The sequence below is a fragment of the Lutibacter flavus genome, from assembly GCF_900188355.1.
Taxonomy (GTDB): domain Bacteria; phylum Bacteroidota; class Bacteroidia; order Flavobacteriales; family Flavobacteriaceae; genus Lutibacter; species Lutibacter flavus.
On record NZ_FZNX01000003.1, the window covers coordinates 49,170 to 66,357 of the forward strand.

The window sequence follows — 17,188 nt, forward strand, 5'->3', positions numbered from 1 at the left end:
TATAAAAGAATGCTATGAAAAAATATAAAGCTGAAAACGCTAAACCCAATCCCAAATCAACAATAAATTCATATAGGAGTTTTGGATATAATTTATCCACTGCTATTGCCGATATAATTGATAATAGTATTTCAGCAGCTGCGACAAAAATCGAGGTGAACTATTTTTGGAATGGAGAAAATTCTAATATCTATTTCTTAGATAATGGTCTTGGTATGAATCTGGAAGAATTAATTCTGGCCATGACGCCAGGGAGTAAAGACCCAGATGAGGAACGAGATTTAAATGATTTAGGACGGTTCGGGATGGGGTTGAAAACAGCTTCTTTTTCTCAATGTAAAAGACTAACTGTAATAACCAAAAAGAAAGGTTATGCTACTATAAAAAGATGTTGGGACATTGATTTTATCAATAGTGAGCAAGAATGGACATTACTAGATTTTGTTTCTGATGAGGTTTTTGTTGAAAAGCTGGATGATTTCGAGAGTGGTACCTTGGTTTTATGGGAGAATTTAGATAGAATTGTTGGAAATGCTCAAAAAGATAATGAAAGTGTAAAAAATGCTTTTTACGAAGAAATGTCAAATGTTAAGATTCATTTGGGTTTGGTATTTCATAAGTTTATTGAAAATAATAAAATTGAATTAAATTCTAATACCTATAAGATTGAGGCTTGGAATCCTTTTTTGTATAACTTAAGCACAAAGCCAGAAATGGGATTACCTGAAAAATTAAATGGTAATGTTGAAGTGACATATTACATTCTCCCTCATATGTCAAGAATATCAAATGAAGAATATGATAAATCTGGAGGTCCGCTAGGTTGGTTTAATCAGCAAGGTTTTTACATATATAGAGGTGATAGACTTATTGTTTCAGGTGATTGGTTAGGGTTAGAAAAGAAAAGAGATTATTCAAAACTTGCTAGGATTTCGGTTAATTTCCCAAACGTTAATGATTTTGATTGGAATTTGGATATTAAAAAATCTACTGCTACACCTCCAATTGCTATTCGAAGAGAGCTTTCAAGAATAGCTAAAATTGCCATTAAAAAATCAGCGAAAATATATAACTGGAGAGGACAAAAATCAATTTCAGATGAAAAAAGTCAAATAGGATTAACATCTCTATGGAAAGATGAAACTAACAGAGAAGGAGTAAAGAAGTATAAAATTAATAGAAAGCACCCAATAATAAAACAGGCTTTAGATACCCCAAGTTCAAAAAAAATATTTCGTAAAACAATAAAATTAATTGAAGAAAATATTCCCGTAGAATTAATTTTATATAACCAGAATGAGAATCCTTCATTTCATGAGCTTGAGAAAATAAATGAAACTCCAAGTGATGATTTAATTGATTTAGCAGTTGATTTATATAAGATAAATGTTTCAAATGGGATTCCAGAATCTCTGGCTAGACAGCAGATTATGAATTCGACACCTTTTAACCTTTTTCCATTAATAAATGATTATTTAAAATGAGCAAAATAAATGAAACAGCAAGACTTTTCGCACATACTTTAATAGAGCACGAAAAAAAGAAGGGCGAAATAACTGAAGAAGTTATTGAAGAGGTTGTGAGTAGATTAAGTGCAATGAATATTGTGCCAGGAGAATCAATTGACGAAAATGAATTATTTGACATTTTAATTTCAGATTTAAGTATTGGAGCGGGTTCAATTACTCTTCTTTCAGAGGATATTGACCCATGGCTAAATGATGAAAAGACCAATATTGAATTTGATTTATGGAAAAGATATAAAATGCTTTTACAGAAAAGAGACCCTTCCTTTCCAGTAAATGAATTAGATGATTTTACAGATAAAATATTAGATAAATGCGTGAATCCAAAACAACTAGGTTCTTGGGATAGAAGGGGAATGGTAGTTGGTCATGTACAATCTGGGAAAACTTCAAATTACGTTGGACTTATAAATAAGGCAACGGATGCGGGATACAAGGTAATAATTGTGATAGCTGGAACAATTAGTTCTTTAAGGAGGCAAACTCAAGAAAGGATTGATGATGGATATATAGGGAGGAATAGCTCTGCTTATTTGAGGAATAAAGGTGAAAATAGAATTAAAGGGGTTGGTGAGTATAAGGTAGATACAGATATTTATCCGCTGACTTCATCATATTATAAAAAAGGAGATGAAGGTGATTTTAATACTAAAGTTGCCAATAGTTCAAATATTCCAATTGGAAAAAATCCAGTAGTATTTGTAATAAAAAAGAATAAAACAATATTAGAAAATTTAATTGATTGGTTTTCAATAAACGAAGAAATTAAATTAATCGATGGGAAGTTGAAATTAATGAATGTCCCAGCTCTTATTATTGATGATGAATCTGATTATGCTTCAGTCAATGCTACAAAAGATATTAATGAGGTAAAAACAATTAATAGGTTAATAAGGGTTTTATTAAATCTATTTGACCAAAACACTTTTATAGGTTATACTGCCACACCTTATGCGAATTTGTTTATTTCCCAAGAGTATAATGAAGAGCTAACTACCTATGTAAAAGGAAAGGAATATTTTGTAGGAAACGATTTATTTCCTAAAGATTTTATAATAAATATAAAAGCTGCCAAAAATTATATTGGTGCAGCAAAAATGTTTGGATTAGAGGACCCAATAACTGGAGAAAGTAATGAGCCTCTTCCAGTTTTTAGACCCATTTATAGTGATGAATATAATCCTCCCTTATTTGAGAAGATAAATAAAAAGAATAAAGATAACTTACCTGAATATATTCCTGAAAGCCTTGAAAAGGCTATTATGTCATTTGTTTTGACTTGTGCAGTTAGAAGAGTAAGAGGGCATAAAAAAAAGCATAATTCCATGTTGATTCATGTTGCTCTATATGTAATTTGGATAGATAGGATTTCCTTGCTAGTAAATGAAAAAATAAAGGAGTTTAAAAATAAAATTGAGGCAAATGATATTCAATTTATTGAGAAACTAAAAAGGTTGTATTTGGATGACTTTGTCCCAACCACAAGAATAGTTAGTGAAAACTTAGACTATATAGACAAAAGAATTAAAGTTGATGGTTGGGAAGATGTTAAATCTGAATTGAGAAATTCTATTTTAAAAATAGATGTTAGAGCTGTACATGGTACTACCTCAACTTCTAAATTAGATTATCATAATATTTCGAATATTGACTATGAAAGGCATGAAAATGGTCTTAATGTTATAGCAGTAGGTGGTGGTAAATTATCAAGAGGGATTACATTGGAAGGCCTATCAACAAGTTATTATTTGAGAACCACGAAAATGTATGATTCCCTAATGCAGATGGGTAGATGGTTTGGTTATAGACCTGGATATGTTGATTTATGTAGATTATTTACGAATAATAGAATTTTTGATTGGTTCAATCATATTACAATGGCTACTGAGGAAATGAGAAATGATTTTGATATTATGACATCTCAAAATTTAAAACCAAAAGATTTCAGGTTAAAAGTTCGAAATCATCATGGTTTATTAGCTGTAACTAGTGTGTCTAAATTGTATTGGTCAAAGGATATAAAAATTTCATTTTCTGGGACAAATCTTCAAACATATTTGATTAATAAAGATTTAGTCTCAATTAAGAATAATCAAAAAATACTTGCTGATTTATCAAAAAAATTAAGTAATCCAATAGTTTCAAGGATAAGAGATAGAGTTAAATATTTGATGTTTAATAATGTCAATGAAGAGCATTTAACAAGCTTTATTTATAATTACAAAATAAATATTCCAGCAATAAATAATTCGGTGATTGCTGATTACATAACTAGTCAAAAATCAATAAGTTCAATAAAGGAATGGACCATTGTAATAGTTTCAAATACAGATAAAAATGTAAAAGTATTTAAAAATGGGGATGGGAAAGGAGATAAAATGAATGTTGAACCTACTAGGTATAATTTAATTGTTGATGGGCACAGTATAGAAATGGTTTGCAGCGTAAGAAACCAAACTGAGCCAAATGAAAAGTATAAAATAACAAAAAATCAAATAGACGATATTAAGGATAGGCAAGTAGATTTAAAAGTAAAAGGGTTTACTTCAAATAAATTAATTAAGGAACAAAGAGCAAAAGAGAAAAAAGGTTTATTGCTTATTTATGCATTGGATGAAAGAGGGACAAGTAATTTAGAGAATAATATTCCTATAGTTGGATATAGTATACATTTTCCAGAAATTGAAAATGAGCAAAAAACATCATATACAGCTACAATATTTGATGATTTTGATGAAGATTTGATGGGTGAGGAAGATAATAATATAAAAAATTAGTTATGGTAGATTTGAAATCGATTTGGGAGCTACATAAACCTTCACAAGAACATATTGTTATTAAGACTAAAATTGATGATGTACCACAGTTTAAGTGCTATGCTGCAACTAATCATCTTGTAGGGAATCACTTATATCTTATGGAACTAGCTAGGCATACTGTGATTCCAGAATTTAAAAATTCTTCATTTAAAGGAGTCCGAATTGAAGTTTTTCAATACGAAGATAGCCAGGAATTAAATATTTACTTAATTGATTCAGAGTTGAAGGATATTTTCAGTTTATTCATTGAGAATATAATTGAAGATATAAAGGATTGTTCAACAGAGAATGAAGCTGTATTGATTACTTCAAACATTATTCAGAAATGGAAGCGGCTTTTTGATAAAATAAATTTTAATGGTCTTTCATTGGAACAGCAAAAGGGATTGTTAGGAGAATTATTATTTTTTGATGAATTATTGAATAATAATTTAGAATTGGAATATGTATTGAGTTGTTGGACAGGGCCAGATTTTGAAGATAAAGATTTTAATTTGAATGATTTAGGTGTTGAGGTTAAATTTTCAACTGCTAAAACATCTAAAATAAAAATAACAAGTGAAAGGCAACTTGATGTTACAAATTTTAACAATCTTTATTTAAGTGTGTACCAAGCTGAAGTTGTTAAGGAGAATGGTGTTTCGCTTAATTCTATAATTGAAAATTTACGGAAAAAAATAAGTGTAAATTCATCAGCATTGAAATTTTTTAATGAGAGATTAATGCTGGTTGGTTATTTTGAGGAAGATATTGAGTTTTATAATACTAGATATGGATTAAGAACTTGGTTCAATTATGAAGTTACTCCAGACTTCCCAAAGTTAACAATTGATAATCTTCCAAAAGGGTTATATAATGCATCATATTATATAGAGCAATCTGCTATTGAGAATTTTGTTTTGTCATTTGATGCAATCATTAATAACTTAAAATTATGAATAGAGCATATAGAAACTATGTAGATGAGGTTAAATCGGAAGTTGCTGCGTTGGTATACTCAGAAGGTGATGGTGCTAGTTTTGAGGATAAGTATACTGAGTATGGAATTGAGATACTAGACTCAATAGGGAAAACTGATGGAGCTAGAGTGTTGTCTTTTGTACATCCAAATTCAAGAGGTGGTATTGATTGGAAAATTAATGGTTATTGTTTACGGGACTCTTTTAAAGATGATAATAGTAAAAGTTATTTTGAGACTTTAGATATGTTTATTACTTATTATGATTCTAATTCTTACGACTATAATATTACAAGTGCCGATTTTACAAAAACTTTAAATCAATTGAAGAGGTTTCTAAATGGTGCTTTTAAAAGACATATAGATTATATCGATAAATCCAATAGTGAATTAAATGAATTACTAAAAATTATTGGAGGACAAAGTAAACTTTTTGATAGAGTTAATGTACATTTCTTGTTGAATGGGAGTTATAATCAAAAAAATGAAAAATTTAATCTTAAAGGATTAGAAGATTTAAATGTTACAGTCCAAATATGGGATATTCCAAGGTTTTTTAAAATAAATGAGTCAAATAGCACAAGAGAGCCTATTGAAATTGAGTTTAGTGAGTTTTTAGATAATAATGAAAAAGGTATTCAATGTTTAAAAGTTCCAAGTATAGATGATTTATATGAGTGTTATTTGTCAATAATTCCAGGTGAAGTTTTGGCTAGTTTATATAAGGAATATTCAAACGAGTTGTTAGAAAGTAATGTTCGAGCATTTTTAGGCCAAGCTGGGAAATTCAATAAAGGTATAAGAGATACAATTAGAGAAAAACCACAGATGTTTTTGCCTTATAATAATGGAATTACTGCAACGGCAAATCATGTTGAAACTGAAATTATAAACAAGGAGCTTATTATAACTAAATTGAATGATTTTCAAATTGTTAATGGAGGTCAAACTACTGCCTCTTTATACCATACTCAAAAAAAATATAAGGATGCAGATTTGAGCAATATATCAGTTCAGATGAAACTCACAGTTATCAAAGATATTGATAAAAAGAATGAAGAAGTTCCAAATATCGCAAGATATGCCAATAGTCAAAACAAGGTAACAGAGCTTGATTTGTCATCTAATAATCCATATTTTGTTCAAGTAGAGAGCTTATCTAGGAAAAAATATGTGATTAATCCTGAAAATAGAAATCAGTCTTTATTGTGGTATTTTGAAAGAGTGAAAGGGCAATATAGGGAGTCGATTAATAAACTAACTCCGAGTATGCAAAAGAAGTTCAAAGAACAAAACCCAACAAAGACAAAGTTTGTTAAATCAGATATAGCTAAGTATATAAATTTATGGGAGCAAAAACCTTTTATGGTTGCTAGAGGTGCTCAAAAGAACTTTATAGATTATACAAAAGGTATTAATGAATTGGTCAAAAAGAATAAGCTTCCAGGTGAAAACTTTTACAAGAAACTAATTTCAAATGCAATCATATTTAAGACAATTGATAAGTTGTTTGGTAGAAAGAATGTAAATGCTATTGGTGATACTAATTTAAAATCATACACGGTTGCATATACAATGTCATATTTTCATTTTCTTACAGAGAATAGATTTGATTTATGGAAATTATATGATGAGCAAATTTTAAATGATAAGTTAATAAATTGTTTTAAAAATTTATTGGTTTTTGTGTATACTCATTTGACACAAAATGCTGTTAACACATTAATTTCAGAATATGCAAAAAGAGAAACCTCTTGGAAAAAGCTTAAAGAAGAAAAATATGATTTAAATTTTGATATTCTTAAGGAATATTTAATTTCAAGTGAGGAGGCCTTAGCCCGAAAAAAACAAAAAGAAGTAAATGTCGATGATAAAATAGAGAGCAATCTTTATGTTATTAGTGAAATTAAAAAGCTTGGTTTAAAGTTTTGGGATGGCTTAAAAGTCTACATAAAAGAAAACCCATCAAAGGATATTGATTATTTTAGATTGTTGGAGTTAATTAAAAAGGTAAAAGAAAATAGAAATTTAGCAGATAGAGATATTTCTTTTGGAAAAAAAGTTTTAAAGTTCATTTCCAATAATGAACAGTTTGTAACTGAGATTAAAAATATGTCTGATTTGAAGGAAAAAGAATTTGTAGATATTAAAGCTATTTATGATAGATTTAAAATGGCAGATTCTGAAACTTGGAAAAAAGCATTAGCAATTGGTGAACAGACCAAAATTTTCAGTTATCAAGAATTATCCAATATAAAGTACGTACAAAAATGTATTATGAATAATAAACAAGTGAGAGAGGGCTCATTGCTAAAATGTTTTGAATCTTTTAAAAAAGTTAAAAAATTTGGAATAAAGGTTTAGTATAATATAAAATAGTAAGTTGGCAAGTAATCAATCATATTTAATAACTGTTAAGAACAATATAACAGAGAAGGAAGGGATAAATTTATTATTAAATTCAAAAGATAATTTTATTTTACCCGATAGTAAAAGCAAAAAATCAATTTTAACTTTTTTAGGTGTAAGTATAAAGTATATTAGAGCATTTGATTTAATTCTATTACCTAATTACCTGACACCACAAGAGGAAATTACTATTGAGAATGTTGATGATATAACTTTGGTTGAATTAAAAACTACTAAAAAGAAACTAACGAACATTCCCCGAGGGTTTTTCTTTGGGGCAACGGAAAATGAATTTAATCTTGCTCGAAAAATCAAAGAGAAATATAAATTTTGTTTTGTTTCTCTTCATAAAGATTCTTTAGGTTATGAGTTATTGTCATTATCAGAATTAGAAAAAATAATTAAAAACAAACGGATTCAATATCAAATAAATTTATAAGATTTTTACACTAATGCACTAGGAAAACAATCTATATTCTTTTTGTTTTATGATAAAATGTATATTTATTATCAATCGACTCAAATTAAGAAAAATTACAAATTACACATATCAAAGACTTAATGGGTGAATTTAAAAAACTTTATAAAAGCATTAATGCCTATTTGGACACAGAAAATGCAGTTCAAACAGCTAAACGTATTCTTATTTTCGAAATAGTTACTATAACTATATTTGGTATAATCCACAATAAAACTAATTATAATGAATTTGATGCTCCACCTATTTTAAGTCTTTTAGTTTCTGTCATTTCCATAATCATTGCTATAATTATCACTTATTTGTTTTCAAAACTTTTCGCAGAAAAATCAGAAAGAATCCAGAGAAAATATACTATTGATGAATTGTCTCATAAAGTAACCTTATTTAGAAAAATTGCATTTCATATTAAAGGTATGAGAGAGTTTTGGAGTCAAAGCAAAAAAAATGCTAAACAAAAACTAGACAATAAATATAAACGATTAACTTATCATCAATATAGGAATTTAGGTTATGACAGACTTCATTTATTCGCAGAGGAGGTGGGTGATATAGTTCCACAAGCATATTTAGCTTTGCGAGGGCTAGAGAATAATGAGAACACTTATGCTTTTTTCGCTCCTTTTAGACCAACAAATTATACTTTAGAAGAAATATCTGATTTTCATGAATATACAGGGTCTTTTTGGTCTATGCTTGATAAAGGGTTTAAACTTGATATGGTAACCAATTATGACAAAACACAGATAAAAGATTACTATAAAGGGGTTACAGGAAAAGAACTCGATAATATAGATATTACTAAAGACATCAAAACAATGTTCAATGATGTTCAATCTGAAATATTTGAAAAACTTTATTATTTAACTAAACTTAATGAAACAAGGTTTTCTAAGTTATTCTTATCTGGACTCACAAACCTTTTAATATTTTTAATAATCTTAATTGTTAGTTTGATTATCTATGTTGTAAACCCAGAACCCGTGATTAGTTATTATACAACTATAGCTCTAGTTTCATTTTTTATAGCTAATACAGTAGATTTAGTTGTGATAATATGGTTAGCTTTCAAAACTGAACTGAATATAAAAGATTTTTATAAAGTTTGATTTTTCAAGCTCATATTAAGTAACCAAAAATTTCATCAAGCTTTTATAACAAATTGCAAACATTAGTTTGCAATTAAGTCCATATTATAAAAAGTTTCACTATTCTTAGAAGTGAAACTTTTTTATTTAGTTAATATATTGTATATCAATGATTTAACTTAATTTAGCAATTAAACAATATAGGACAGTTTCACTTTTAATTATTTAATGTTGCAAGTGAAACTATTTTATCTTATATTTGTGTATCAAATTAAACGATATGAGTATTAAGGGTTCTGTAACAACAAGTGATTATTTAAATTTCGATTCAACTTTAAACAAAGCAGTAAAATTAATTAAAACTGACAAAAACTATAAATTAGGTTTTTTAGTTGTTTTCGGTATTAATTCAGGTTTAAGAATTTCTGATATACTTTCTATAAAATTTGAAGATTTAGAAAATGATTCAATTTCTTTGGTTGAAAAGAAAACTAACAAGAAAAGAACCATAAGACTAAATGATAATATTAAAAATGCTTTTGAATTATTAAAAGGTAGAGTTGAAAAGCAAGAAGGTTATATTTTTACTTCAAATCAAAATACAGTTTATAGTAGACAATATGTAAATCGTAAAATCAAAGAGCTTTTTGGAACTAAAAAACTTTCAGTTTCAACGCATTCACTTCGAAAAACTTTTGGACGGAAGGTGTTTTTAAACAACAATGAATCAGATAAAGCATTAATTTATTTGTCTGATTTATTTAACCATTCTTCACCAGCAGTTACAAAACGTTACTTAGGTATTAGACAGGAAGAACTTGATGATATTTATATGAGTTTATAATATCAAGAACTCTTAAAGGATGTCCCAATAAACTATATTTCTTAACTATTATAAAGCCTTTTTAATTTCAGCTATTAAGAACTCTAAAACATTACTCCTTAGCTTCTTGGCTTTTTTAATGTCAATATTATAATGTTCAGAATTCGTAAGACCCCTTCCGTTAGACTTGCGTTCAAGCCACTCAACTAGTGGGTATTTACTCTTCGATTTATTAATATCTCTCATTGTAAAACCTATATTTTTACGATGATTCAATATTCTAGATTGAGTCTCAAAATCCAACTTTTTAACTTCAGGAATAGAAGAAAACTCTTTAGCTGAAATTATATGCTCAAAATCCCAAGGTTCTCCTGGGTTTAATGGTTTACCTGTATAAGAATCTATATGATAATTATTGGTCTCTATATAAAGTTCTTTTTTTACTTTTGAAAAACCCTTTTCAAAAACATCTCTCCTATATGACATATTAAATCAAACTTACTAAATTATATATTTTACATGTTTTCATTTCAACATAAATTAATTTAAGTAAATTTTTAATTACTTTCAAAACTGACTTCTAACGTCATAAAAATCTGTTCTTTTTGTTTTAATGATGACTTATATCCAGCTTTAACGTACCCAACAGGAAAACTTACCTTACCAACAATATCTAGAGTGTCCTTCATTGAATGACTTAACAACACACTCTTAGTTAATACTCCTATTCTATTTTCTTCTCCTTCATAATCTTTCACCATATTAAACAAGTTTTTAAAAAACGAGTCTGTTTCCAATCTATTCTCTTTTAGTAATCTTTCAGCTTTTTCAAATTTTGGTTTTCCACCTCTAGCTGTGGCTACAACTTCAATTTGATTTTTAATTTTTTCTATTTTTGCTATTTCCGCTTTAACTTCTGGGCTGACACCTTTAGCACTACCTTCCAACGAAATCTCGGTTTGTTTATCTAAATCGGTTTGTTTAACATCAATTACTTTAATGGAGGTAGCACCAAGCAATGAACAGAACCTCACAGTCAACAGCCCTTTTTCAACAGCTAATTGAGCTCTAGCCTCATCGATTTTTACATATGTTTTGTCATTATATGGAGATAATACTAACATCATATTCGGGGCTATTCGGTCACCTCCTAAAATTGTAAATTCATCATCAAATTTTGCCACATCATCCATTGATAAAATTTTGATTTCACTATTTCTCAATAATTCTTTTCCTTCGTTATTATGTGACAATGCATCCTTTTGATTCTCGGTTGTTGTCAATATTACTTTTCTATTCCAAGTATTTTCTTTCATATAATTTAAGTTAAAATAATTTTAGTTATTGCTATGATTACAATGATAGATACAGTAATAACTAAGATAAGTTTGTTTCTCTTTTTTTTATTGAATAATTTCAAGGAATTCTCTATTTCCTCTGGTATACTCATCCATACATTTTCATCTAAAATGATTTCTTCATATTTTAAAATGTTATTTATCTTTTTAAGACTTGTAACTAATTTATTATTACTTTCATATTTCATTAATAATAACTCCACTGGTGCGAATCGACCTTTTTCGTCTTTATTAATTGTTATTATTTTGATTAAATAATTATCTCTATATTTATTAATCTTTAACTTAGATTTCTTTTGGCTTATTACAGCGCTATTATCTGCAATTTTATTGAATTTATCAATGATTCTTCTTCTGTTTATTTCATCACCTGAATTAATAATTTCATGATTTTCCAAAATAAAACTAAAGCCAGAATTTTTAGTACCTGTCGTCAGTAGATTATAATTCATTTTTGCTTGTTGCTAAATAATTTAAAATTTCACTCATTAGAACTTTTCTTTCTTCTTTATCAAATAAATTTCCAAGAAAAAATTCACTGGCTTTTATGTCTCCATCTATTAATCCTATATCCAGTTTTTTTCGTAAATCTTTATGTAATTCCTGAATATTTGACTTATTATAATCTCCTATATTGTTTATTTTATCCATATGAGTTCCAATAAGAATTACCCTCATATCCTTTTCTGCTTCTTTCTTCCAATTACCAATGTGATAAAGGGATGAATTTATTGCTTTTATAGTATCATTATTATTCTGAGATACTTCAACAGAATTGAATAGATAAAAACATATATCACCATTCACAAAAAGTGGTTTCCATTCATATTGAAAATCTTTTTGTCCTGGAACATCTTTACCTTCAGCGATTTTGAGTTTCAGTCCTTTGAGTTTGTAAACATTTTTTTTTACATTCTCAGCTCTATTAGTTCCTATATGCTCTTTAACTAGTTCACCGTATCTTAAATACTTATGTAAAGTTGTTTTACCTACTCGTGATTCTCCCAGAATTACTATATCCTTTCCCGTAAAATATTTTTTTATTTCTTTTCTATATTGATAAACTGTAACTACGCCTCCAGCTCCCCCTACAAGGGCTGCTGCAATGTAAACAAATATTGGAATTGGCATTTAATAAAATTTAAGTTATATAAAATTGATTTATATGCAATTAATTACCATTAAGATTATTATGGGAATTAGAAAGCAATTTTTCTAATTACTAAAGTAATGATTTTCTTTAGATAAAACAGATTAAAAATGAGTATCTTAAATATAAAAAACTAATTATCCATCGTTACATAATAACTTCAACATTACTTCTGAATAAAATTAGTTAGAGAAAAAATGGTCAAAGCCCATTAGAAACTCTATAATGGGCTTTTTCCTTTAGATAATACATGTTTAGATGTTTAATTATTTAATTCAGCATACCTTTTAGTATGCTCATTAACTATATTATTATTTTCAATTACACTATAATCTATTACTCCATAAGCAGTATTGGTTTTAGCGTATACTGATACAAGAACATCTCCTGTTGAACACTTATCACGTTCTCCCTTTTTAAAGGCTACAGATAACGAGAAATTATCTTTATTAAACATTGCAAAGGCTACTGGTTCTGAACCTTTAAAAATAATACCATAATCACCGTTTTCTTCTGTTAACTTAAAATTTAATTTGTTTTCTATCATAATCTAAAAATTTAAAATGTTTATATAAAATGTTTAACTCTGGTGCAAATATTTGAGAAACCTCTAGGTATAGCGTGGGGCTCCCTTGCGTTCCCTAAAAATAATTTTTACTTGACTAAAAAATAAGACGTACATTGAAATTACACTAGTGCATTTATCAACTTCTCTCTATCTTCTTCACTTAATTCTCCGTTGAAATTCATCTCATTTATTCTTTCAATTATTTCATCTATATCTGAATTAAAGAATTTATTTTCAGAATCTTCCGAATTTTTATTAGCATAAATCCAAGTTCCACCTTTAAGTAATGAATACACACCAACACACGCTCTTTTAACTTTATCTTTAATTAAGTTTTCACCCCTAACAACATAATTATCATCATTTTCATCCCATACCAATAAGTAAGACCTTAATTCTTCAATGCTCATACTCTCATACTTTGAAAAATCAAAAGTTGTAATCATCTTAGATACTTTATCATAATATTTTAAGAAATCATTTTGATTTTCTAATTCACACTGTGCTTGAATTTCAATATCAACACCTCCACAACGCACCGACATCATTTCGTCAGCTAATATGTCCTTTTTGATGTTGAAATTAAGATTCTTCTTTACACTTAAAGGTGTTGCTTTAATTGTACCATTGGCAATATAACTTTTGATTAAAAAGTTGTTTAATGCTTTTTTCATTTCTTCCTGTGTTAATGTTTCTTTTTTTCTATTCATAATCTAAAAATTTAAAATGTTAAAATTAATTGTTTAATTCTGGTACAAAGAACTGAATAATCCCTAGGTATAGCGAGGGATTCCCTAGCATTCCCTGAAAATAATTTTTAAATGGTATTGAAAATTAAAAGAAATTGTTTCTATTATACAATTGAAATTATAAGGCTATAAAATCTTCGAAAGTTCTGTTCCTAAAAACATCGAGGGTTCTGTTCCTACTTATTCAATTAAGTATCTTGTGGTATAATTGTTAAGAATTACAGTATATTAGCATTTCAATTATACATTGAAGAAATTAGAAGTAAAACAACGAGAGTTACCCTATTGGTTACCCTAAAAAGTTAACCTCTGGGAAGTACTATAAACACTAGTGTTACAAGGTAGGTGGAAGAACCTCTTTCTCCGCAAAAAGCCTTGTAAATCTTAGATTTACAAGGCTTTATTTTTTTAGATGACATTACAGGTGACAGTACCTCAATTTTAGTAATCCTAATCTGTTAATTTCCTTATAATTAAAAACCTTTTCTTAATAAGAAGTGTAAAAAAAATCTTATTTTTGAAGGTAAAACTAGTCCTTCAAAAATATTTTTAACGAAATGAAATTCCTGAAATTTACTTTAATTACAATTCTTTTTTTTCAATCTTCTATCTCAATTAGTCAAATAAAATTACCTCAATTAATAAGTGATGGAATGGTGTTACAACGAGACCAAGAAATTAAAGTTTGGGGGTGGGCTTCTCCGGAAGAATCAATAATACTTAATTTTAAAAGTAAAAAATTTAAAACAAAAGCCTCTAAAAATGGAAATTGGTCAATTATCCTTCCTGCTCAAAAAGCGGGCGGCCCTCATAAAATGACTTTTAAAGGAAAAAATAAAATAGTAGTTAATGATGTTTTATTTGGTGATGTTTGGTTATGCTCTGGCCAATCTAACATGACGGTAAAAATGGAACGGGTTAAAGAAAAATATCCTAATGAAATTGCAAATGCTAACTATCCTAATATTCATTATTATTATGTTAGTACAATAACAAATTTAAAAACACCTCAATCAGATTTACCTGCTGGAGAATGGAAATCTGTAATACCTGAAAATATTATGGAAATTGGAGCAATTCCTTATTTTTTCGCAAAAGACATTTACAAAAAATATCATGTTCCAATTGGAATGATAAATGCAAGCGTTGGAGGTACTCCTATTGAATCCTGGATTAGCGAAAACGGATTTAAAGAATTCCCTAAGGAATTAGAAACGATTAAAAAAAATAAAGATACAGGGTATACGAAAACATTTACTACAAGACCTGTATCTAATAACAATGCTAAACCACAAGACAAAGGTTCGATAGGGCCAATAAAATGGTATGAAGAGTCTTATGTTCCTAAAGGTTGGAATAATTTTAATATTCCTGGTTATTGGGAAGATCAAGGAGTGAAAAACTTAAATGGTGTAGTTTGGTTTCGTAAAGAAATTGAGATCCCTGAATCAATGATTGGGGAGAAAGCAAAACTTTTTATGGGACGAATTGTAGATGCCGATATTGTTTATGTAAACGGAACTAAAGTTGGAAATATTACGTATCAATATCCGCCTAGAAGATATACTGTTCCGAGTGGTGTCTTGAAAAAAGGAAAAAATGTAATCACAGTTCGGGTTACCAATTACGGAGGAAAAGGTGGTTTTGTTCCGGACAAACCATATAATTTGATAGCAAATGGTGAAACTATCGATCTTGAAGGTGATTGGAAATATAAGGTTGGAGAAGTGTTTGTTCCAAATACTGGTGATGGAAATGGGTTCAATCAATTTTGGTCTCAAAATCAGCCAACATCTTTATACAATGCAATGGTTGCACCAGTTTTAAATCAAAAAATTAAAGGAATTTTATGGTATCAAGGAGAATCGAATACAGGAAATCCAAAACCATATGAAGGTTATTTAAAAGCGCTTATAAAAGATTGGAGACAACAGTTAAACCAAAGAGAATTACCATTTCTTTATGTTCAATTAGCTAATTTTCAAGATGTAGATTATTTACCAACGGAAAGTAATTGGGCAGAATTAAGAGACGCACAATTTCAAGCATTATCCATCCCAAATACAGCAATGGCAGTAACTACAGATTTAGGTGAGTGGAATGATATCCATCCGTTAGACAAAGAAAATGTTGGAAAAAGATTGGCTTTAGGTGCTTTAAAGTTCGCTTATGGCGAAAATATTGTGCATTCTGGTCCTATTTTTAAATCATCAGAAATTTATGGAACTAAAATTATTATTTCTTTTGATTCAGTGGGAAGCGGACTTATTTCCAACGACGATGAACCATTAAACAGGTTTGAAATTGCTGGTGAAAATCAAAAGTTTGTATGGGCAGATGCTAAAATTGTTGGAAATACAGTGGAGGTTAAAAGTGAATCCATTTCAAATCCAAAATATGTTAGATACGCTTGGGCAGATAATCCTTTAGGAGCAAACTTATATAACATGGAAGGATTGCCTACATCACCTTTTAGAAATTATAACCCAAACACTTTAAATGACAAACCTTGGCAAGGTAAAAAAGCAGCTGTTATTTTAACTTATGACGATGCTTTGAATGTACATTTAGATAATGCAGCACTGCTACTCGATTCGTTAGGATTAAAAGGAACATTTTATATTTCTTCTTATTCTGAAGCATTTAGAAAAAGAATAAAAGATTGGAAAAAATTAGCCCAAAATGGACACGAATTAGGAAACCACACCATATTTCATCCCTGTACAGGAAATGATAATAGAACTTGGGTAAATGAAAATTATGATATGGGAACTTACACCGTTGATCGAATGGTAGATGAAATAAGAATAAACAATACTTTATTGGAAGCTTTAGACGGAAAAAAAGAAAGAACTTTTGCTTATACCTGTGGAGATTTTACTGTTGGTGGCAATCGTACTTTTATGGATCAACTTAAAGGGGATTTAGTAGCAGCAAGATCAGTTAGTCATGGCTTTAAAAAAATAGATGAAATAGACCTGTATAGTATAAATTGTTATTCTGTAAATGGACAAAGTGGAGAAGAATTAATTGCTTTGGCAAAAAAAGCTATGGAGTCTAATTCTTTATTGGTGTTTTTATTTCATGGTGTTGGTGGGGAGCACGATTTGAACGCAGATTTAGAGTCGCATAAGCAGTTATTGGAATTTTTGAAACTACATGAGAATGATATTTGGACAACCACAATGCTAGAAGTTGTTGAAAATATAAAGAAGAACCAATCTAATTAAACCTAAAACTTTTTAAAATGAAAAAATTATTT

Annotated in this window: 14 protein-coding genes; 8 read left to right on the plus strand and 6 right to left on the minus strand. The window is 28.7% G+C overall.

Going from position 1 to position 17,188, the window contains the following annotated elements; all coding sequences use genetic code 11:
• The first annotated feature begins 14 nt into the window (after positions 1-14).
• The 7 genes from CHB63_RS09170 to CHB63_RS09200 all read left to right on the plus strand — a co-directional run bounded on the left by CHB63_RS09170 (position 15) and on the right by CHB63_RS09200 (position 10,122).
• The gene (locus CHB63_RS09170; RefSeq protein WP_089378178.1) at positions 15-1,484 is read left to right on the plus strand and encodes an ATP-binding protein; all 1,470 of its coding nucleotides are present in this window, start codon (positions 15-17) and stop codon (positions 1,482-1,484) included.
• On the plus strand, positions 1,481-4,303 hold the full coding sequence (locus CHB63_RS09175; RefSeq protein ID WP_089378179.1) for a Z1 domain-containing protein: 2,823 nt from the start codon (positions 1,481-1,483) through the stop codon (positions 4,301-4,303). Before CHB63_RS09170 ends, CHB63_RS09175 begins: the two co-directional genes overlap by 4 nt.
• 2 nt (positions 4,304-4,305) lie before the next feature.
• The gene (locus CHB63_RS09180) at positions 4,306-5,283 is read left to right on the plus strand and encodes a PD-(D/E)XK motif protein (protein ID WP_089378180.1); all 978 of its coding nucleotides are present in this window, start codon (positions 4,306-4,308) and stop codon (positions 5,281-5,283) included.
• Positions 5,280-7,667 carry an AIPR family protein gene (locus tag CHB63_RS09185; protein ID WP_089378181.1) on the plus strand — a complete coding sequence of 796 codons (2,388 nt, stop codon included), beginning with the start codon at positions 5,280-5,282 and terminating at the stop codon, positions 7,665-7,667. The genes CHB63_RS09180 and CHB63_RS09185 overlap by 4 nt, the downstream gene beginning before the upstream one ends.
• A gap of 19 nt (positions 7,668-7,686) precedes the next feature.
• Entirely contained in the window at positions 7,687-8,151 is a 465-nt protein-coding gene (locus CHB63_RS09190) for a hypothetical protein (RefSeq protein WP_089378182.1), read from the plus strand.
• A 122-nt stretch (positions 8,152-8,273) separates the two neighbouring features.
• Positions 8,274-9,299, plus strand: coding sequence for a hypothetical protein (locus CHB63_RS09195; protein WP_089378183.1), 1,026 nt, complete (start codon positions 8,274-8,276; stop codon positions 9,297-9,299).
• A gap of 259 nt (positions 9,300-9,558) precedes the next feature.
• On the plus strand, positions 9,559-10,122 hold the full coding sequence (locus CHB63_RS09200) for a tyrosine-type recombinase/integrase (RefSeq protein ID WP_089378184.1): 564 nt from the start codon (positions 9,559-9,561) through the stop codon (positions 10,120-10,122).
• A 48-nt stretch (positions 10,123-10,170) separates the two neighbouring features.
• Here CHB63_RS09200 and CHB63_RS09205 read toward each other — a convergent pair whose 3' ends face one another.
• From CHB63_RS09205 to CHB63_RS09230, 6 genes are all read right to left on the minus strand, one after another.
• Positions 10,171-10,587 carry a hypothetical protein gene (locus CHB63_RS09205; RefSeq protein ID WP_089378185.1) on the minus strand — a complete coding sequence of 139 codons (417 nt, stop codon included), beginning with the start codon at positions 10,585-10,587 and terminating at the stop codon, positions 10,171-10,173.
• A gap of 71 nt (positions 10,588-10,658) precedes the next feature.
• Complete coding sequence (locus tag CHB63_RS09210) at positions 10,659-11,417, minus strand: hypothetical protein (RefSeq protein WP_089378186.1); 759 nt, start codon at positions 11,415-11,417, stop codon at positions 10,659-10,661.
• A 5-nt stretch (positions 11,418-11,422) separates the two neighbouring features.
• The gene (locus CHB63_RS09215) at positions 11,423-11,911 is read right to left on the minus strand and encodes a hypothetical protein (RefSeq protein ID WP_089378187.1); all 489 of its coding nucleotides are present in this window, start codon (positions 11,909-11,911) and stop codon (positions 11,423-11,425) included.
• Positions 11,901-12,590, minus strand: a complete 690-nt coding sequence (locus CHB63_RS09220) for a GTPase domain-containing protein (protein WP_089378188.1) — start codon at positions 12,588-12,590, stop codon at positions 11,901-11,903. Before CHB63_RS09220 ends, CHB63_RS09215 begins: the two co-directional genes overlap by 11 nt.
• Before the next feature lie 281 nt (positions 12,591-12,871).
• Positions 12,872-13,156: a hypothetical protein gene (locus tag CHB63_RS09225; protein ID WP_089378189.1), complete on the minus strand. Its 285-nt coding sequence runs from the start codon at positions 13,154-13,156 to the stop codon at positions 12,872-12,874.
• A gap of 140 nt (positions 13,157-13,296) precedes the next feature.
• Positions 13,297-13,887 carry a hypothetical protein gene (locus CHB63_RS09230; protein ID WP_089378190.1) on the minus strand — a complete coding sequence of 197 codons (591 nt, stop codon included), beginning with the start codon at positions 13,885-13,887 and terminating at the stop codon, positions 13,297-13,299.
• Between the two features lie 596 nt (positions 13,888-14,483).
• Between CHB63_RS09230 and CHB63_RS09235 the strand changes: the two genes are divergently transcribed.
• Positions 14,484-17,156: a sialate O-acetylesterase gene (locus CHB63_RS09235; protein WP_089378191.1), complete on the plus strand. Its 2,673-nt coding sequence runs from the start codon at positions 14,484-14,486 to the stop codon at positions 17,154-17,156.
• Positions 17,157-17,188: the final 32 nt, after the last annotated feature.